Annotated in this window: 23 protein-coding genes; 2 read left to right on the forward strand and 21 right to left on the reverse strand. The window is 47.5% G+C overall.

Annotated features, from left to right (window positions below):
* Nucleotides 1–11: 11 nt before the first annotated feature.
* The 6 genes from HMPREF0860_RS08910 to HMPREF0860_RS08935 form a co-directional block, all read right to left on the reverse strand.
* Entirely contained in the window at nucleotides 12–1685 is a 1674-nt protein-coding gene (locus HMPREF0860_RS08910) for a DDE-type integrase/transposase/recombinase (RefSeq protein WP_021329189.1), read from the reverse strand.
* Nucleotides 1682–2575: a hypothetical protein gene (locus tag HMPREF0860_RS08915; protein ID WP_021329144.1), complete on the reverse strand. Its 894-nt coding sequence runs from the start codon at nucleotides 2573–2575 to the stop codon at nucleotides 1682–1684. The genes HMPREF0860_RS08910 and HMPREF0860_RS08915 overlap by 4 nt, the downstream gene beginning before the upstream one ends.
* Before the next feature lie 54 nt (nucleotides 2576–2629).
* Nucleotides 2630–2929, reverse strand: coding sequence for a LexA family transcriptional regulator (locus tag HMPREF0860_RS08920; RefSeq protein WP_021495689.1), 300 nt, complete (start codon nucleotides 2927–2929; stop codon nucleotides 2630–2632).
* Between the two features lie 130 nt (nucleotides 2930–3059).
* Nucleotides 3060–3662: a DUF3164 family protein gene (locus HMPREF0860_RS08925; RefSeq protein WP_021329172.1), complete on the reverse strand. Its 603-nt coding sequence runs from the start codon at nucleotides 3660–3662 to the stop codon at nucleotides 3060–3062.
* The gene (locus HMPREF0860_RS08930; RefSeq protein WP_021329212.1) at nucleotides 3659–3883 is read right to left on the reverse strand and encodes a hypothetical protein; all 225 of its coding nucleotides are present in this window, start codon (nucleotides 3881–3883) and stop codon (nucleotides 3659–3661) included. The genes HMPREF0860_RS08925 and HMPREF0860_RS08930 overlap by 4 nt, the downstream gene beginning before the upstream one ends.
* A complete protein-coding gene (locus HMPREF0860_RS08935; protein WP_021329180.1) occupies nucleotides 3880–4155 on the reverse strand; it encodes a helix-turn-helix domain-containing protein in 276 nt (91 codons plus the stop codon). The genes HMPREF0860_RS08930 and HMPREF0860_RS08935 overlap by 4 nt, the downstream gene beginning before the upstream one ends.
* 175 nt (nucleotides 4156–4330) lie before the next feature.
* On the opposite strand from HMPREF0860_RS08935, the gene HMPREF0860_RS08940 reads away from it, so the two are divergent.
* Entirely contained in the window at nucleotides 4331–5143 is an 813-nt protein-coding gene (locus HMPREF0860_RS08940; RefSeq protein ID WP_021329107.1) for an XRE family transcriptional regulator, read from the forward strand.
* A 26-nt stretch (nucleotides 5144–5169) separates the two neighbouring features.
* Complete coding sequence (locus tag HMPREF0860_RS14245) at nucleotides 5170–6039, forward strand: ankyrin repeat domain-containing protein (protein WP_021329209.1); 870 nt, start codon at nucleotides 5170–5172, stop codon at nucleotides 6037–6039.
* A gap of 339 nt (nucleotides 6040–6378) precedes the next feature.
* Here HMPREF0860_RS14245 and HMPREF0860_RS08955 read toward each other — a convergent pair whose 3' ends face one another.
* The 15 genes from HMPREF0860_RS08955 to sdaAB all read right to left on the reverse strand — a co-directional run bounded on the left by HMPREF0860_RS08955 (nucleotide 6379) and on the right by sdaAB (nucleotide 16820).
* Complete coding sequence (locus HMPREF0860_RS08955; RefSeq protein ID WP_038080186.1) at nucleotides 6379–6723, reverse strand: hypothetical protein; 345 nt, start codon at nucleotides 6721–6723, stop codon at nucleotides 6379–6381.
* Between the two features lie 193 nt (nucleotides 6724–6916).
* Nucleotides 6917–7219: a DUF4406 domain-containing protein gene (locus HMPREF0860_RS08965; protein ID WP_021329157.1), complete on the reverse strand. Its 303-nt coding sequence runs from the start codon at nucleotides 7217–7219 to the stop codon at nucleotides 6917–6919.
* Between the two features lie 73 nt (nucleotides 7220–7292).
* A complete protein-coding gene (locus HMPREF0860_RS08970) occupies nucleotides 7293–7610 on the reverse strand; it encodes a hypothetical protein (RefSeq protein WP_021329122.1) in 318 nt (105 codons plus the stop codon).
* Between the two features lie 290 nt (nucleotides 7611–7900).
* Nucleotides 7901–9238: a phage head morphogenesis protein gene (locus HMPREF0860_RS08975; protein ID WP_021329136.1), complete on the reverse strand. Its 1338-nt coding sequence runs from the start codon at nucleotides 9236–9238 to the stop codon at nucleotides 7901–7903.
* The gene (locus tag HMPREF0860_RS08980; protein ID WP_021329097.1) at nucleotides 9231–9950 is read right to left on the reverse strand and encodes a DNA-methyltransferase; all 720 of its coding nucleotides are present in this window, start codon (nucleotides 9948–9950) and stop codon (nucleotides 9231–9233) included. The genes HMPREF0860_RS08975 and HMPREF0860_RS08980 overlap by 8 nt, the downstream gene beginning before the upstream one ends.
* A gap of 4 nt (nucleotides 9951–9954) precedes the next feature.
* Nucleotides 9955–11526, reverse strand: coding sequence for a DUF935 domain-containing protein (locus HMPREF0860_RS08985; RefSeq protein ID WP_021329105.1), 1572 nt, complete (start codon nucleotides 11524–11526; stop codon nucleotides 9955–9957).
* The gene (locus HMPREF0860_RS08990; RefSeq protein WP_021329184.1) at nucleotides 11505–12998 is read right to left on the reverse strand and encodes a Terminase-like family protein; all 1494 of its coding nucleotides are present in this window, start codon (nucleotides 12996–12998) and stop codon (nucleotides 11505–11507) included. The genes HMPREF0860_RS08985 and HMPREF0860_RS08990 overlap by 22 nt, the downstream gene beginning before the upstream one ends.
* On the reverse strand, nucleotides 12995–13552 hold the full coding sequence (locus HMPREF0860_RS08995; protein ID WP_021329145.1) for a phage protein Gp27 family protein: 558 nt from the start codon (nucleotides 13550–13552) through the stop codon (nucleotides 12995–12997). Before HMPREF0860_RS08995 ends, HMPREF0860_RS08990 begins: the two co-directional genes overlap by 4 nt.
* A gap of 3 nt (nucleotides 13553–13555) precedes the next feature.
* Nucleotides 13556–13849: a VpaChn25_0724 family phage protein gene (locus HMPREF0860_RS09000; RefSeq protein ID WP_021329181.1), complete on the reverse strand. Its 294-nt coding sequence runs from the start codon at nucleotides 13847–13849 to the stop codon at nucleotides 13556–13558.
* Between the two features lie 5 nt (nucleotides 13850–13854).
* Nucleotides 13855–14181, reverse strand: a complete 327-nt coding sequence (locus HMPREF0860_RS09005) for a hypothetical protein (RefSeq protein WP_021329158.1) — start codon at nucleotides 14179–14181, stop codon at nucleotides 13855–13857.
* Between the two features lie 12 nt (nucleotides 14182–14193).
* Nucleotides 14194–14607: a hypothetical protein gene (locus tag HMPREF0860_RS09010; RefSeq protein WP_038080183.1), complete on the reverse strand. Its 414-nt coding sequence runs from the start codon at nucleotides 14605–14607 to the stop codon at nucleotides 14194–14196.
* 116 nt (nucleotides 14608–14723) lie between these two features.
* The gene (locus tag HMPREF0860_RS09015) at nucleotides 14724–14948 is read right to left on the reverse strand and encodes a hypothetical protein (protein WP_021329151.1); all 225 of its coding nucleotides are present in this window, start codon (nucleotides 14946–14948) and stop codon (nucleotides 14724–14726) included.
* Between the two features lie 2 nt (nucleotides 14949–14950).
* Entirely contained in the window at nucleotides 14951–15493 is a 543-nt protein-coding gene (locus HMPREF0860_RS09020) for a hypothetical protein (RefSeq protein ID WP_021329108.1), read from the reverse strand.
* A gap of 136 nt (nucleotides 15494–15629) precedes the next feature.
* Nucleotides 15630–16148, reverse strand: a complete 519-nt coding sequence (locus tag HMPREF0860_RS09025; protein ID WP_021329148.1) for an L-serine ammonia-lyase, iron-sulfur-dependent, subunit alpha — start codon at nucleotides 16146–16148, stop codon at nucleotides 15630–15632.
* Between the two features lie 3 nt (nucleotides 16149–16151).
* Nucleotides 16152–16820, reverse strand: a complete 669-nt coding sequence (gene sdaAB, locus HMPREF0860_RS09030) for an L-serine ammonia-lyase, iron-sulfur-dependent subunit beta (protein ID WP_021329146.1) — start codon at nucleotides 16818–16820, stop codon at nucleotides 16152–16154.
* Nucleotides 16821–16903: the final 83 nt, after the last annotated feature.

Genomic DNA, 16903 nt, shown 5'->3' on the forward strand with positions numbered 1-16903 from the left:
TTTGCTCCTTGTTATCCGATGCGCTCCTGCGCACGCTCTGTATACTCTGCCGCCAAATCGTCTATGAGACTCGACGGTACCGCATTGTTAAACTCCGCTTGCATGCGTGTGAGAAAGCCGTCCGGCACATAACCGAGCCGAGCTTTTATCCGCTTTGCCGCTTCGACGCCGCTTATCAGGATGTCGTGCACTTCGACGGTGCTTACGCTGATTTGCGTTCCGGTTGCCTGCCGGATAAACGGATTTTCAGGTTTAATAAGACTGTGCGTCTTAAAGCCCTTGCCTTCGGTAATCGGTGCAAACGCCGCTTCTTTTCCGTCGCCCGCAAGCGCTTCAAGCTCTTTGTTCTTTACCTCGCGATCCGTGTTCCGCTTTTGCTTGTATTCCTGTCCGATCACGGCGGCGCCTGCCATAAAGCCCGCGTCGTCGACGGCGACCGGAGCAAGTTCCGCGCGTTCGATACTGCCGTTATGATCGAACAACACTAAACACAACGCTTCGTCGTCGACTAAGATCGGCTGTGCGTTTACGATGCTTCCGCTCGTTATGCCCGGTATCGTGTGCACACTGTAACACAGCGATTCTTTTGCCTTCGGATGATACACGCTGATCGTAAGGTTTCCGCCGACAGTGCGGCTCTGTATACCGTTGGTAAATATCAATCGGCATACGTCCCGATCCGGCAGCTCCCGAAGCTGTTCTGTCCGTATCCGCTCCCACAGCTCGTGCCGGCTTCCGATCGCTTTTCCGTACCGCGTGAGGCGGCTGTCGTATCCGCTGATCAGGTTCGCGTTGAATGCTGCGCACCATCGTTCGACCGCTTCGTTCAGCTCGTCAATGCTGTGCACTGCTTCGAGCTTCAAGAGGCATTCGAAATGCGTTTCAACAATGTTGTTCGCAATTTCGACCGCACCCTTTGAACGCGGATTACCTGCCTCGTGCGTCTCAGTCTTTACCCGCAGCGCTTCAAGCGCGGTGCTGGTCGCCTTATTGATGTTGCCCGATCCCTTATCCCAATACAAAAGTTCGGGAAGTCCGTGGAAAGTGTATGTCGGCAGCTTTTTCTGCCCCCATGCATACAGCAGAAAATCGTACATATTCGATGCCGTCTCTCCGTGCGCCGCATAATAGCGCACACAGATAGATGCCGAATAATGGTCGATGAGGACATAGCGCAAACATTTTTCTTTTCCTTCCAAAAAAGACTTGTTTTTATATTCCTCATCGTCTCGTACGATTTTCTGCTTCCCGGACGGCGAATAGTACAAAAGACTGACCGACGGATCTGCCATGTGTACGTGGTTCGGATAAAGCGAGCGCAGGTTTTGATGCGGACGTGCCTTTTTCAGCTCCGCTGTCTGAAGCTGCTGCCCCCGAAGCAGTTCCCGCAGGCGGCTGTTTTTTACCGGCACGTTCCAGCCGTTTTGCAGCAGTACCGAGCGCGCAACCGTTACCGGCATGACCTGTTTGCCGTTTTTTCTGAGGCTGTGTTTTGTAAGAGCCGCGACGGTTTTAATCGTATCTTCGGCGACCGAACTCTTACCCGCATCGCGCCGCTTTTTCCGACCCGACTCCCAGCCGCTCTCTTTAAGTACCTTATAGGCTTTCGCGGCGGAAAACGCAAATATCCGGCACATCTCATCTATGATCGCCTTCCGCTCTTTCGCGCTCTCCGCACGTCTCATTTGTTCGGCGTATTGCTCGTACACGGCACGTCCTCCTTTATAGGACAGGCAGCGTTTAACGCTTCGTCAAGCGTGTCCAGCTTTTCTTTGAGTAAACTCATTTCACTGTCGAACGAACGCGCAAGGCGCGTCAGCTGATCGAGCTGTACGTCGTCTGTCCTGCAGATGTCTTCCACCCGATCGATCGCGACCGACAAGTCTTCGATGCCGCTCATAATCGCCGTAAACAGCGGCTTTCGCTTTTCATCGAGTTTTGCCTGCGCGATGTCTTCCTTAGTCGGCGGTTGCCTGCCGGCAAGCTCCATCTCCATGTCAGAGATTTTGCCTTCTTTTTGGCGTACGACTTTTTCAAGTGCTTCAACCTTTTTTTGATGATCTTCTTGTTGTGCCGTCATTTCTGCTTGTATGCGTTTTACTTCCTCTCTGACTTCTGATTCTGTCATAGCGGCAATGCCCTCAAGCGTTATTCCTGAAATTTCATCTCCGTTGTCGATTTTCTCCAACTGATCTGACGAAAGAAGTTCCAGTGCATTCAATTTTGATGCAGGCAAATTCGACAATTTGTCGAATTTGCCGAATATCCGCGCCAATTTCATATAGCGATTGGCTGTTCGTTGTTCTATACCGACCTTCTGGCAAATGAAACCGAAATTCCCATGTCCTCCGTGAGCTTTTAGAAGAATCAATTTTTCACCGGCTCCTACGACAGAGTCTTTTGCGAGTTTTAACAATGATTGCGTCTCTTTAATAAGTCGCAATTCATCATATTCTTGTCCTGCAAGATATAACTCATCGGCTTTCTGTATTGTCAGTTCCTCTTCTTTGTGCAAAACCAATGCCCCGTCCATAACAGTCGCATCATAATCTTTTTCTAACGGTTTCCTTCCCATTCGGTTGTCTCCTTATTAATTTTCAAAATGGATAATAGGTCTGCTTTAACTACATTACTGCATTGCCGTAATGTACCGTTCTTCGTCTCTTGAAAGTTCGAGACGAGCTGTTTTGTAGGATTTCATTATCTGTCCTGCAATTCCGCCAAATTCTGCCGAGAGTCGCCAGCGACCTTTTTCACCGCGGCTGATCCACTTGTATTTTCCGAATATGGCTAAATCACGACAAACATTCGATTCCGACGTTCCGATTCTTTCAGCTAATTCTTTGTTGGTAAGTCCTGTTGTGTGATTTTCAAACAGCATCTTTATCTCTTCCAATATCCGCTCTTGACTTGATAATTTTTCCATCATCGCCCTCTCATTGTTAACGCGCAGTCCATTATCGCAATCCCCAGTCGCTGTAACCCCGCGCTGTGTATGCGCTCGCCGATGTTCTTTATCCGTAATCCCACCCGATAGATACATCCCATTGTGCGCCCCCTTACAGACTTGCCACGTCGAGCGGTATCTGCTTGTAGCTTTCGTCTTCCTGCCGCTCGTAAAAGCGCATATACGTTTTCGAGCTGACCACCTGTATGCTCTCGGTGATCGCGTCCATCGCGCGCCGCCATGTTGCGTCCGTGATGTTGAGCCGGCGCAAGCCGAGCACTTTGCCGGTACTGACGAGTCCGTTTTTACCGACGTTAAACGCGTCGTCGACAAGCACTTTCAGCTCCGGACGTGCGTTCTTGCTCCACTTACCGATACATTCGTCGATGAGTTGCTTTGCGATCTGGAGCTTTTCGTTGAACAGAATGCCGTCGTTGACCGCCACGATGAGCTTGTAGCGCCCGTCAAAACTCGTGAGCGTGATGTTGCCTTTTTTTCCGCCGAGCTTTTTCGCGCCGCTGTCCTTTGCGCTCTCATCGACAAACGCTTGAATCTCCTCCCATACCTGCCGCTTGAACTCGGCGAGCCGCTCGCGCTCTGCAAATGTCCGTTCCATGATCGAACACACCAAATCGTTCCGTTTAAGATCGAATTTTTTAATCATCGATACCGGTACCTGCCGTCCCTGCGCATCTTCCATAAATTGTTTACTCATTCTTTTCCTCCTGTTTCTCTTTCGTGCAACTCTTGAAAAGCATCCTCAAGCCGTTCCATATCGTAATCATCCACTCCGCAGCTCTCAGCAAACTCTTTTGTAATACCTGCGTTTCCAAGCACTTCAACGATTTCCGCTCCGGAAGCTATCTCTGCAAGCGCAAGACAAATACCGCACGTCATATATTCATCTCTGATCCTTTTTTGATTTTTTACTTTCATACGACATTCTCCTTTGCCGCCCGCTTTGCAGCCGCGAGTACCGTCTGCCAATCGGGAAGCCCGAGCGCTTCGGCGATCGCCTGTTGAATGCGCGCCGATGTGCGCCGTCCGTGAATAACCGCCCACACCGATGTATCGCGGACTCCGAATTTCTCAGCGATGTCCGTTTGCGATACGTTGATGAGCGCGAGCTGATACTTGATCCACCCGCCGTAAATGTGACCGAGAGTTCGATTTTTCGGCTTGTGAAATTTCACTTTTTGCTGTATCATAGATACCGTCCTTGCCTGATCACAGGCTTGTTTTTTGGGAAAAGCGGAAAATATGAAGCGTTTTTCGCTTTTCTTTTTTTTACCGGCTTAGGTTAACCAATGTTCCAGCCGATATGTATTATTATAATACATATCGGCTAAATGTCAAGCGGATTTGTATTAAAAGAGGTTATTTTTGGAAGATTTAGCACAAAAATTAAAGGTTTTTCGGGTAAGCAAAGGTTTTTCGCAGACCGAAATGGCCGAAAAATTGAAAATACCGCAAACGACATGGTCAGGATATGAACGAGGACGTTCCACCCCGACATTGGGTGTGCTTATAGAACTTGAAAAAATAGGTTTTAAACCGTTTAAATCACCTTTTGAAAATGCCGCCGAAGATGCGGGATTGACGCTTGAAGAAGCAAGCGATCGCCTTGACCTATTGGCAAACCTGCCTGCAGATACGGATTTAGCGACAGCAGAAAAGATAATCAGTGATTTCAAATCTGATCAATACACGATTTTTAAGTACAATAAATCAATTCCCTTGCCGATACCCACCAATAAAGCAGATACTGCCGCGCTTGTACTCTTGCCGCTCTATAGTCAAAAGGCCGCGGCGGGAACGGGTGAGGAACCGACACAGCTCGGTACGGTAAAATCGTATATACCTGTTATCACTGATTTACTGCGTGGAGCCGATCCGCGTAAATGCGGAATGTTACGAGTTAAAGGCGACAGTATGACCGATGTCGGCCTATATGACGGTGACTATGCGATTTTTGATACAACACAACTTGAAGGTGACGGTATATATGTCATAACCGTTAATGGACTAACACGCATCAAACGGTTGGAAAACCGTGTCATAGAAAAGAAAATTATTATTTCAAGCGAAAACGCGCGGCGTTATCCGAAACCGGAAGAACTTTCCTACGAACAGGCGGAATCGTTGCTTAGAATACACGGTAAAGTCATCGGCTGGATACACAGCCATTTTTATTAAAAAAATGTAATTAAGGATATTTTATCATGAAATATAAAATTGTGTGTGTATTATTTTTTGTTTCTATAGCTGTCTTTGCTCAGTCGTGGGAAGATCCTTTTTTTACCGCGTTGGAACGAAAATCATTAGAAGAGATAAAAGAACTTGTTGTCCAAGGCACCGATGTCAATAAGCAGGATTATGCTGGATGCTTCCCCCTTGAATATGCTATCAGGTGTCGTTGTGGCGTTGAAATATTACAGTATTTAATCGACCAAGGTGCGAACATAAATCCGAAAATTGATTCCGTAAGTTCCTTGCCACCTCTGTTACGAGCTGTTGATATGGATGATGCCTCTTTAGAAACTATAAAACTTCTTGTGAAACACGGGGCTGATATAGCGGCTATAGATCATAACGGATATACAATAATGATGCTTGCGGCTGATCATAGCGGTAATGCGCCAATTATTGAATTTCTTATACGAGAGAGAGCTGATATACAAGCAAAAGAAAAAAATGGACAAACAGCTCTGCACTTTGCAGCAAATAGACAAGAGCCAGATGTTATAAAACTGTTGGTACAAGCTGGAGCCGATATAAATGCACAAACAAAAGACGGTGATACGCCGTTGATGAAATCGATTGACACTCCTGCATCAGAACATAATACGGCAGAAACGCTAATAAAATTAGGCGCAAAAGTAAATCTGCAAAACCAGAAAGGAATGACTGCTTTAATGTATGCCTGTAAACAGAACCGTTATATTGACACAATACAATTGCTCCTTGATTATAAAGCGAATTCAACATTGGAAGATGTAACAGGAAGAACCGCACTGGATTATTTTGATGTAAATAAAAATAAATTTGTTCGCGAAAACCCGATTAGAAAAAGATTAAAAGAAGCAATATAAAGATTGGAAATCTTATAGAAAGTACGGGCAAATAGTCCAGCCTTAATATACTTTTTCAATGTGCAAAATAAAATATCGTATCCCTGTTTTTGCACCCCATCTTTCAAGTCCTTCTCCGATGCTGAGCCAACATAAAATATCGATATGAGGGCTTTGTTTCCGATAACCGTTTCTAAGCCGTACATGAATCGGTGCAATTGTTTTCAAAAACGGAGAAAACCTGCTTGTATAATACGGTTTGATTTCTCTATATTCTTCGCGTTTTTCTCCCGACCGTATCATATCAAACCATTTCTTTTTGATGGGTAATATAATCATAGCTTATTTACAACAGAGATTTTACCTGTTTTGACTTCGCTGTAATTCTTTATAAAACCCTGCCGGTGTTTTATCGGAGAGTGTCCTCAGATAACCGAAGCCGATCATAGCAAGTTGTTTTTGTTCTTTCGGGGTTAGTGTAACCCACATATCCATATAATCGCCGCCGGTTGCATTTTCTGTTTTTTGTTCAAGTGTTTTTCGCAAAGCCTTTTTTCTGCTCGATTTAATTTGTCGAAAAAAAGTATCTGCACATTTTTGACTGCATACGAAAACTTCTTTTTTCACTTCAGGCAATTTCTCATCCGGCGCTATCACGCATCCAGAAGTTTTGCACTTACCGCACACTGCACATTTACGAGCCATATTATTTTCTCTCTTTTAATTCCTCAACGGTAGCGCCCACGGCAGAACAAGCAATATAACCGTTGCGCCGATATAGATGAAGGCGAACAACGCATTGGCAAAAACTTCTGTCGCATTTTTTGCACGTATTTTTACCTGTATAGAAAGCGCGAGCAGCACTCCGAAACAAAAACAAAATGTCCGCATTACGATTTCAATGTGTTTCATTGATCCACCGTGTAAAACGCTTAACGGGCATACCCAAAGCCTGCGCGATACGTATTTCCAAATTCGCGCCGCGCGAATTTGTCCAGTTGGGAAGCGTCGCCACCCCGTCGCACGCGAGCAGTGCGGCTATATCCTTTTTCATATAATCTTCCCACGTCGTTCCGTGATGCCGTATTTTGCACGGGTTTACGACGATGTATCCGCGCAGGCGGAGTGCACGCTCGGCGGCGAGGAAGTTTTTTTCATAATTTTCTATGCCCGTAATCGGACCGGATATATACAGTTTCACGTATGCTGTCCTTTTTAAAATCATAGATGCGGCGGGATGAGATTTACTGTCCCGCCGCCTGTCGATAGCGTTGTCAAAGGTTAAAACGTGCGAGCGGAAAGCCGAAGAGTATTAGAGCTGCCGACCCGAGAATTGCCAATAATATCGTCCCTGAAAAAGTAACCGCCCCTGCAATAAGCAGTAGCACGACGGCCGTATATAGCGCGCATAAAAGCGCGATAAGCGTCGGTTTTTTCTTGACGGTTTTAATTGCGTAAACCGTCGCAAGCGCACATCCGACAATCAGCACGATACCGCCGATCACGTCGAACACCCAGTACGTGCTGTAACTCATGCAAACCGCGCCTCCTGCGATGAGGGCGAGCGCAAGAATTAAAAAGAATTTTTTCATGTTTACCTTCCTTGAAAAAATGTGCCGGCACGAGTCCGCCGGCGGGACATCCGATTGGATCGATGTTGTCGATCGAGGTTATGAGTATTTTAATAAGATTGCGCTTGCCGTGTGCTGTAACGGCTGTTAATAAAACTTGACATTTGTGTTATTTGGAGTTAGAGTAAAGGCGAGATAGGATACGGTAAGAGTGCGTCGTGTGTGTCTTTATGACCTCAGCGACCAGGGACAGACCCCACAAGGGAAACTCCCCCGGCGGTAACGGAACGGGGATGTAGGCTGCCGGATTCCTATCTTATTTTTTTTAGTTTTATTATCTTGCGGTATGCTTCAATGCCGGATTCGCTTTCCGTAGAAATATCCATATAAAACATCGTATCTATTTTTGGCAGTTTTAAATATTTTTCCGTCGCAGATACATCAACGGCAATTTTCAGATATTTCATTTCAGTCAATTTCTTTAGGAAAAGCAAAGAATTCTTTTTTTCGCCGTTCCAATAGACATCCGCGTCGGCAAGGTAATCAAACAGGTTTTTCCAGTCTTGCCGTGTCGGTGCGTTGCCGGCGGCAGTGTGGCGCTTTAAGTATTTATCACTCGTAATGAGATATTGCTCGAGCACAATGATATTTCGTGCATCGGCATCGATCCCTTGCGTGTGCAAAAAATCGATGATTTTTTTATCGAAAAAGCCGACCGGCGTCGTGTTGCGGGTGTTCACGCGATTTATCTCTTTATTTTTATACGCCTCATCGACAAAGGCCGAAAGCTCATCCCGATAAATTGTCGAGTTCTGCAGCGTTTTAATAACGGCATCGATCTCTTGCGGCATCTCCTGTTGTGCCTTTTTCAAACACTCCTGCAGCACCGGGATCGTCCGTCCCGTTTGCCCCTGATTCCAGTTAAACCCCGGCGTGATGCCTTGCGGTAATCTTTCAAGCGTTCCTTTTCGCTCGTTAAAATAGTTGCGATACTTGTCCGGAGGCGCTTTTGTTTTTATGCGAAGCGTCCCGCCGCCCGAACCGTCGGCGGCAGGCGGCACTTTTATGCCTTCGTTTTCATATCGTTGTTTTCGCGCTTCCGTTACCGCCCGCGTGTAGCACTTGCACCCGTACCCATTCGGCGGAAAATGATTGTTCCAAAACGGATCGTCTTTCGGCAGGATAAGCCCGTCCCATGCGAGGTGCTGCTCGCGGTGCTTTTGGCTGTTGCCGACCCGGTACATTAAATACGGATGCATGTCGCTTGCCATCGTGCGCTCGTACTGTCCCTTTTGATACGCGCTCCGCAAATTCACATTGTAAATCGTCCGGAGCCGCCGGTCACTTCCGAGTTGCGCGTCCACCTCGCGTCCGGTCAGCGGATCGGTCATTTGCTTTTTGCCCCACCATCCCTTTTGCTGGAGTGTCGGCCTTATGTTCTTCTTAAAACTCTCAAAGCTCTGCCCGTCCTCTATCGCCTTTTCAACCGCCTTTTTCATATCGCTTAAAACATCGATCTGCATCGCTTTCGCGACGGTAAACGCCGTCGCATGTTCTTCGTTCCACACATCCTTGTACGAAAAACCGACTTTGAGATTTTTATTTTTGATATAATCGAGCGCTTCTTTCGGGATAAACTTTTCAGGCATTTGCCGCCGCTCCTTGCTCACTGAAAAGGCTTCGTTCTTTTTCTCTTATCGCGTTTTCAATCCTCGTTTTAGCGATGCTAAAATAATTGTCATCCAGCTCCATACCGATAAACTTGCGGCCGGTATTGATACAAGCGACACCGGTCGTGCCGGAGCCCATAAAGGTGTCAAGTACGGTACCGCCTTCGTCCGTACTGTCTTTGATGAATTTTTCGATAAGCTCTACCGGCTTTTGTGTCGGGTGAACCTTCTCGCCGTTTGTTTTTCGTGCGCCGGAGACAAAAGACCGAATGCCGGATATAATGCTATATGTTCCTTTTACATTAAAAGCATTCCGCTTTGTGGTAAAAATAACGAGTTCGTGTTGATAGGTATAAAAGTTACCAGGACCGGCTTGTTTGTCCCATACAAGCATATTTTTAACACCTAATATGCCGTACATAATCGGGTAGTAAAACGCATAGCTACGCCAGTCGCAAAAAAAATAAACACAGCCGTCAGGCTTTAACACCCGCTTGTATGCCGTAAAGAGTTTTTCATAAAACGGTTTACAAATGGCAAGGTCATTAAAACAACCTTTTTGTCCGTTATGCGTCATGCCTAAAAAATACGGCGGATCGGTGATGACGGCATCGATACTTTCAGCAGGAATTTTAGGCAAAAGGTCGATACAATCGCCGTGTAATAAATTGATATTTTCAGTTATTTCCATAAAATTATTCTCCATTGTCAAAGTTCGCATCACCCTCTGCTCGTGCCTTAAAAAATGCGATCGCCATCGTGCGGGCGATTTTTTCAGCATCCCAGCCGCTCACGAGCTTTTCAAGCTGAGCTTCAAAACTCTTAAAATCTGTCGCTTTATCCGCAGCCTTTTCGATGACCGCCGCAATGTCGTCCGTTATTTCGATAAAGCCGTCGCCCGTATAGTCGTCAACGGTTTGGCCGCTTTCATCTTGTGCAACTTCGCTTGCATTGAGTGCAACGAGTTCGGATGTTTGAGCGTTCATCATCGGCTCGTATGCGGCAGGCGCGGTTAATACCTCATCGTCTTTTTCGGGCGACGACAATCCCAAAAGTGCGTGCATCTCCTGCGCTTTTACATTAAAGCCCAGCGGAACAAGTTTTGTAACCGAATCGACGATGAGCTGCACGTTTTTCGGCTCAACGTATTTTATCCGCAGCTTCGGATATCGCTCCTGTTTCCCGAAATTGAAATTCACATACGGAATAACAAGGTCGCGGTTCAACGTCTGTTCAAGCTGACGTACATCGGCTTTGAGTATGTCCTGCCTGACCGCCTGCTGGTCTTGGCTGTCACCGAGTTTTCCGGGAGTTCCTTCGGCACTTGCCGTCTGCCCCAGTACGAGCTTCGACAGCTGTTTGTCTGCCCATTCGGCAATCTTTTCGTAAACTTCGGAGTTCCCCGCGGTCGTCTTGCTTTCGATGATATCGATCGCCATAGCATCGGGGATCACCGCACCGACGTCGCTTCCGATTGCGGCAACCGCCCGCTTCAAAGTGGCAATATCCTCTTTTGTAGCCTTCCTGCCGTACTTTCCGAGCCTGACCGGATAGCCGAAGCGATCGGCAAACGCCGCCCAGCTTGTTACGTCGTAGGTTTTTACGAGCCAATAAAAAAGCGCGGTAAAACTCAAACCGCTCGTTATCTGCTTGCCGCTCAACAGGTTCGGCTCGTGTATGATAAACTTGTACGGCTCTAGCGGGTGCAGCTCCATCCCGTACACATCGCGGAGCGAGAGCACACCCGTTGTCTTGTCGTAAGCAAACCAGCGCGGATCGCGATAGATAAACGTTTCGGGTTTCCAGCGCGCGCTTCCGGTATTCCAGATGATTTCATTGACGGAAAATCCCTTGCCTAATGCGTCGAGCGCATTCTTTATCAAATCCATGCTGTCGGCATGGCTGATGATATCTTCATTTACCGCTTCCGCAATGACAAGCGCTTCTTTATCGTCGCCTCCTGCCTGTACATACAGCTCCAGTCCTTCGACCGCGTGCTTACGCGTCGAGAGAACCGAGCGATAATGCGCGTCCCGCTCTTCAAGCTCTCCGGCGATCTCCAAATACTCGGCGGGTACCTCTCCGCGCCGTACCCGATTCAAAATGACGGCAAGCCGCTCCGGAGTAAGACCCGCGACAAGGCCTCCTGACCATAGATCGCGGTTTGAGTTCGCCACGGGTGTCGCACGCTGTTCGGTAAGCTCTTTTTTATGTATCTGTTCTTTTTTCGTTGTATCCGCTTCTTTTAATCGTCCCAACCGTTCCATGGGTCAACTCCTTTAGCGCCAATTTTTGCCGTTGTCTTTACCGCTTCGTAGGCATACGGCTGATAGTTCGCTTCGTAGCTCTGCAGTTCCGCATACTTTGCCATTACTTTGGCAATGCAGGCGTCTCCGTGCCGCTTCGTTCTCCCGCCTCCAGTGCGTTCGGTGATGAGCGGTACTCCCTGTACCACCTTGACGACCTTAAAATCGTCTCGGATAAACATGTCGTTCGACACGGTTGTGTTTTTATCTTCAAGCGCGCTTTTAAGATGCGGAAAGTTTTCAGCGTACCACTTACGGCTCAACATCACCTGATACACATAGCCCGGCCATTCCTGCGCGGCATATTCGGCGATCATCTGCCCGTTGCCTCTGGAGTCAAAAGCGGCTCCTTCAAAATCTTTTAATCCGTTTCCGATGAGCTTTATCAGCTGCCATTGCTGGGCAAACGGTATGTTGCGCAGTTCGATAACGCAGAGCGTTTTTGTCTTTCCTTCGGCGACGATCTCGTCGAGCCAAATAACGGTCAAGTCTCCCGATCGCGCAAAGTCTTCGCCCATAACGACGGGATTATCCGTATTGTTCAGCACCGGTTTTATTTCCTTAAACCACACGTTGATTTTCCGCTCGCGCTTCCAATCGCTTTCAAAAGTAAACGCATCGCTTTCGACAAAACGGAAGACCGGTACATCCTCTTTTACGCTGTCGATAAGAGCGCGCGGAAAATATTGCGTACCGCTTGCGCGAGGCACACAAAAAAGCTCTTCGTCAGCCCCGTCCCCGTAATCTTTAATGAGAGCATCGAGCCACGCCGCTTCTTTTTCCTTGCTCCATTCTTCGCCCTTTACCTCGCAAATGCGTTTATACAAACCGTCGTTCAATGCGTCGGTTATGGTCGTCCGCGTCAACGAGTAATCTTTTTTTCCCTCGTGAATTTCTTTTATCAAATCGTTAAACGGATTATCTTCGCCGTTATGTGTACTCAATATTGCGACTGATCCGCCCCACATCAAAAGCGCCAAAGCCGCCTTAAGCAGCTCCGGCAAGTCGTCGCAAAACGCCGCCTCATCGATTATCACATGCCCTTGCTTTGAGCGCAGCGATCGCGCAACACTCGGTAATCCCCAAATTTCAAAGCCAGAATCGAAGCGGATTTTATAGACCGTAATGTCTTTATCCTCGTCTTTGATGACCGTCTCACCCAGATCGCTGTATGCGATGTTTAAAAGCTTCGCCCAAAAAGCGGCATCGTTGATAAATTGCTGTGTCATCTCTTTCGCGTACGAAAGATAATAGCAGTTCATGCCGCCGGCACTGCGGGAGAGCGAGGCAAGCAGCACGGAGCACAGCGCCTCGACATAGCTTGCTCCGATACGCCGACTTTTTTCCCATACCTTAACCTTCGCTTCGTTCAACAGCCATTTTTTTTGATAATCGAGCAATATATCTTTGTTTAAGGCTTCAGCTATGGTCATTGTGAAATCCCGAATAATTCCCGCATTATGATTTCTTTCTTTTTTGTGCTGACCCCTTGCTCTTTGCAGACCGCATCGATTTTTGCGGCAGCTTCGGCAAGGACTGCTTTTCGAATTTCATCTTCCCGTTCGGCATTCAGCTTTTCCGCCTGCTCCAAATCTTTTAATCCCCGCGCAACCTTGAAGATGACTTCCGTCATCAATTTGGGATCAACTTCCGATTCTTCCTTTAATTCCTCCAACTCGGAAATAAGGTCAAAAGCGACAAGCCGTACTTGTTCGTTTACCACTTTGCCGAGCCGGTTCCGCGTATCGCTGCCGTATTTTTCAAGATACGCTTCCGCAACCTCACGTGCCTGCCGATTCTTTTCGGCAAACTTTTTCATTCTGACGGCATAGCGGTTCAAGCTGCTTTTCGAGATGAGCGGCTCTCCCGCTTCCGCATTTATAGCGTCCACTATTTCAAGCTGCGTGACATCGGGGCGGTTGAGTAATTCGATGAGCTTTTTCCGTAAATCTTCCGGCAGCCGATCGACGGCGCTTTTCTGTCCCATGCGTTACTCCTCGAACGGCGGATCGATACCGTCGGCGCGTAAAAGCCCGAGCGCAACATCCAAGCCCGGACGGGTAAGTTTTGCCAACACCAACGCTTTATCTGCGAGCCGTTCCGTGCGAACATAGCCGCGGCGTTCAAGCCAGTTCACGAGCGCATTCACATCTGCGAGGCTTACCGTATGCCCGTAGCTTTTTAAAAGCCGTTGGAGCATTTCATTCGACAGCGTTCTGCCGGCATCCTTTTCGAGCCCTTGCAGGATGAGTATTCTTTGATTCGGCAAAAATATATTTTCCATTTCCGTCACCCTCGCGGTGTTTTATTGATAAACCAATTTTGTATGGACTGCAAAATCGGACGCATACTTTTCAGCTCGCCTTCGATATTGCTCATCCGATGTTCGACTGACTGTACAAATGTGTTTTCGAGGTTTTCAATCCTCTTTTCCAATTTGTTTACATCCCTTTGCCGTGCTTCGCTTTCCCTCTGTAAACTTCCTTTCGTTTCGGTTTTGAAATCATTGTATTTATCCTCCTGCTTCTTTTTCCAATATTGAAAAATACTGAAAGAAAGCGTAAATACCGACACAAACGATCCGATCGAATAAAGAACAAATTTCGCTATCTCCATAGTTGCTGCAGTTTAATAGCTCAAGCGTAGCCCGATGCCTAAACCGATTCCTCCTAAAAATCCTATACTGACCCCGCTCAAGCAAAACATCCAATTTTTTATCGTTTGATTGCGCAGCTCCTTTTCAAAGCCCTGCGCCTTTACCTTCCAGTATTCGGCATCCGGTTTATAAGCGAGTACCCCTTGCTTGTACCCTGCGTTATATGCCTCGTCTATGCTTTTCTCAGACTCTTCAACGACGATATCAATGAGCGCTTGGACTTCCTTTCCCGTGTAGCTTTTCGTTAAGTCGATTCCGTACTTCGGCTCTGAACCGTTCGGCGATCGACTCCCGTTCCCCGCGTAGCTCATTTGCATTACAAGCAGCATCAACAAGATCGCCACCGGACGTCTGTTCGATTTCTTCTTTCGTTTTATCCCTTGCATTTTGCGCTTTCTCCTCAACCGTTTTTCGATCCCGTTTACGCAGCAAAATAAACCCCGCTACGGCACACACTGATGCGAGGATTGCCCAAACGGTAAGTACGACTTTTTTCAGCTTGCTACACAACACCTGCTTTACCCTTGTATATATTGTTTATCCAGATCGACGTATCAACCGGCAAAAAAACCGCCTTGCAAAAGCCGCCTGCCATGAGCGCGTCCGTCATCGCGATATGTGATATGCCGACGGCGTTCAAGACAAACGACCCGATAACGATCGCGATGCCTACGCCAGCCATCACATTGCTCACCGTCTTCATATCGATTCCTTTCTTCTCTTCCATGCTTACACCTCTATCAAAGTTCCCTGTATTTCATCACCGGCTTTTACTCCGCACGATTTTAAAACGCGATTAAACGCAGCCAAATCATTCGACGAGAGGATAAAGCAACCGGCGCTCCACGCATAACGGGTATCGGCGCCGAGTGCAAACGAAAAACGATCATGAATAAGCCAGCGGCCGTTTTGATAGCCGCCTCTAGTCGTCTGCATCGCGTTTCGGTCTATTTCCTGCCCGTCGATGTCGCGCGTTTTTGTAATCGCATGGATTTGTCCGTGAAATCTGCGCGGCGGCACAAAACACCGTACTGTAAAATCTCCCGCGGCAACGCTGTCACCGTGCGGAACTGTGTCGCCCGGCTTCATCTTCCCGAAACAATAATTTGCAACGCTTTGGCAGCGACAACGGAAAAGCTCCGTATCGTCTGCGGTCAGGATAAAATCGTCGAGACTGTTGTTTTTCCAGTTGTTCTCAAAACTGTCCGGCTTTTTCGGGTCGGCCTTAAAATCATAAGATGTTTTGTATCGATTTATTTTTATCCGCAGCATTCTTAAACTCCGTTTCCTTATCTTACCGACTTTCATCCGTAAAACTCTCGAAACGGCTGTTAATATAATCGCTGATGTAAAAAAAAGAGAGCCTTTCGGCTCCCTAAATAATTACATATACTGTAACGCGCTTGCACTATATTCCCGATATTTCCCGCTTTTTCCCGGAAAATCCCGCCTTTTCTCCGTCATTTAACATTCTATTCTCTGGCTTTATCAACATGACCGCCGCTCTGCGCTCGATTTTTTTATCTTCATACATGGCAATCAAACAGCCCGGAAGGATGCCGCAGCTGCCGGCAGTGGGAGCCGCGACGATTTTACCCATAGAGGCGTTGCAGCCGGAAACCGCCAAAGCCCGGCTCAGCGCGCGCGTTATAAACGAACCGCACAGCCCGCCGCCTGAAACTTCAGCATAGTGCAGCATTTTATAGCCTTCGCCGCCGGTCAAGCCCGACATCGATTTTTGATTTTTTTTCTGTCCGTATTGTACGGCTTCGATCATCACTTGAAAGCTTCGATCCATTTTTTCATACAATGCTTCGGGAGTGCTTTCCATGTCCGCAGCCTGATCGGCGATGACGATTTCGCTTATCGTTTTGTTTTGCGCCTGTGCGGCTTCCGTCAATTCTGCAATCGATGTATATGCCAACATAGTTTAAATCGCCTTTATCAATAAAATGTGTATCACATTCGGAATGTGTTTGATATCTTCCGTAAGACCGTCCGGAATCTGTCCGTCCACTTCAATCGTCATGAGTGCCGGCCCGCCTTTAAAAGACCGCGTCAGTTTAAAGTTTCCGATATTGATCGTTTTGTATTCTTCGAACATGAGATTTGTAACGGCGGCGACCAGTCCCGGCTTGTCGTAATGCAAAACCAAAAGCGTATTGTTTTCGCCTGAAAAATCGACTTTCATATCGTTTATCCGCGTTATGCGGATATTACCGCCGCCGATACTCGAACCCTCAACGATAATTTTTTTTCCGTCTTTTGCGGTTATGGAAAGGCGAGCCGTATTCGGATGCGTGTCGGGTATATCGACGGGAACGATTTTGTAGCGGATGTGTTTCCGTTCGGCGATCGCAAATGCGTCTCTGATTTCGGGGGAATCGCTGTCAAAGCCCATGATCCCTGCGAGCAGCGCTCTGTCCGTGCCGTGCCCCGCATAAGTTTTCGCAAAGGATCCGGAAAGTTCTACGGTGATTTTTGCCGGTTCGGCACCTTCGAGAATTTTATGTGCGACGCGCCCGATGCGTACCGCTCCCGCCGTATGCGAACTTGACGGTCCGATCATGACGGGTCCGATGATATGAAAGACGTTCATAGATGTACCGAATCGAAATACTAGCATTACGGAACAGTAAAATCAATTACAGGGCATCGATGTTGATTAATTGCAACTATGGC

The organism is Treponema socranskii subsp. socranskii VPI DR56BR1116 = ATCC 35536, assembly GCF_000468115.1.
GTDB classification, from domain to species: Bacteria; Spirochaetota; Spirochaetia; order Treponematales; family Treponemataceae; genus Treponema_D; species Treponema_D socranskii.

Bases quoted from the DNA above. Each gene is read 5' to 3' on its own strand.
- HMPREF0860_RS08910 (WP_021329189.1), bottom strand. From the start codon at position 1,685: ATGAGACGTGCGGAGAGCGCGAAAGAGCGGAAGGCGATCATAGATGAG.
- HMPREF0860_RS08915 (WP_021329144.1), bottom strand. From the start codon at position 2,575: ATGGGAAGGAAACCGTTAGAAAAAGATTATGATGCGACTGTTATGGAC.
- HMPREF0860_RS08920 (WP_021495689.1), bottom strand. From the start codon at position 2,929: ATGATGGAAAAATTATCAAGTCAAGAGCGGATATTGGAAGAGATAAAG.
- HMPREF0860_RS08925 (WP_021329172.1), bottom strand. From the start codon at position 3,662: ATGAGTAAACAATTTATGGAAGATGCGCAGGGACGGCAGGTACCGGTA.
- HMPREF0860_RS08930 (WP_021329212.1), bottom strand. From the start codon at position 3,883: ATGAAAGTAAAAAATCAAAAAAGGATCAGAGATGAATATATGACGTGC.
- HMPREF0860_RS08935 (WP_021329180.1), bottom strand. From the start codon at position 4,155: ATGATACAGCAAAAAGTGAAATTTCACAAGCCGAAAAATCGAACTCTC.
- HMPREF0860_RS14245 (WP_021329209.1), top strand. From the start codon at position 5,170: ATGAAATATAAAATTGTGTGTGTATTATTTTTTGTTTCTATAGCTGTC.
- HMPREF0860_RS08955 (WP_038080186.1), bottom strand. From the start codon at position 6,723: ATGGCTCGTAAATGTGCAGTGTGCGGTAAGTGCAAAACTTCTGGATGC.
- HMPREF0860_RS08970 (WP_021329122.1), bottom strand. From the start codon at position 7,610: ATGAAAAAATTCTTTTTAATTCTTGCGCTCGCCCTCATCGCAGGAGGC.
- HMPREF0860_RS08975 (WP_021329136.1), bottom strand. From the start codon at position 9,238: ATGCCTGAAAAGTTTATCCCGAAAGAAGCGCTCGATTATATCAAAAAT.
- HMPREF0860_RS08980 (WP_021329097.1), bottom strand. From the start codon at position 9,950: ATGGAAATAACTGAAAATATCAATTTATTACACGGCGATTGTATCGAC.
- HMPREF0860_RS08985 (WP_021329105.1), bottom strand. From the start codon at position 11,526: ATGGAACGGTTGGGACGATTAAAAGAAGCGGATACAACGAAAAAAGAA.
- HMPREF0860_RS08990 (WP_021329184.1), bottom strand. From the start codon at position 12,998: ATGACCATAGCTGAAGCCTTAAACAAAGATATATTGCTCGATTATCAA.
- HMPREF0860_RS08995 (WP_021329145.1), bottom strand. From the start codon at position 13,552: ATGGGACAGAAAAGCGCCGTCGATCGGCTGCCGGAAGATTTACGGAAA.
- HMPREF0860_RS09000 (WP_021329181.1), bottom strand. From the start codon at position 13,849: ATGGAAAATATATTTTTGCCGAATCAAAGAATACTCATCCTGCAAGGG.
- HMPREF0860_RS09005 (WP_021329158.1), bottom strand. From the start codon at position 14,181: ATGGAGATAGCGAAATTTGTTCTTTATTCGATCGGATCGTTTGTGTCG.
- HMPREF0860_RS09010 (WP_038080183.1), bottom strand. From the start codon at position 14,607: ATGCAAGGGATAAAACGAAAGAAGAAATCGAACAGACGTCCGGTGGCG.
- HMPREF0860_RS09015 (WP_021329151.1), bottom strand. From the start codon at position 14,948: ATGGAAGAGAAGAAAGGAATCGATATGAAGACGGTGAGCAATGTGATG.
- HMPREF0860_RS09020 (WP_021329108.1), bottom strand. From the start codon at position 15,493: ATGCTGCGGATAAAAATAAATCGATACAAAACATCTTATGATTTTAAG.
- HMPREF0860_RS09025 (WP_021329148.1), bottom strand. From the start codon at position 16,148: ATGTTGGCATATACATCGATTGCAGAATTGACGGAAGCCGCACAGGCG.
- sdaAB (WP_021329146.1), bottom strand. From the start codon at position 16,820: ATGAACGTCTTTCATATCATCGGACCCGTCATGATCGGACCGTCAAGT.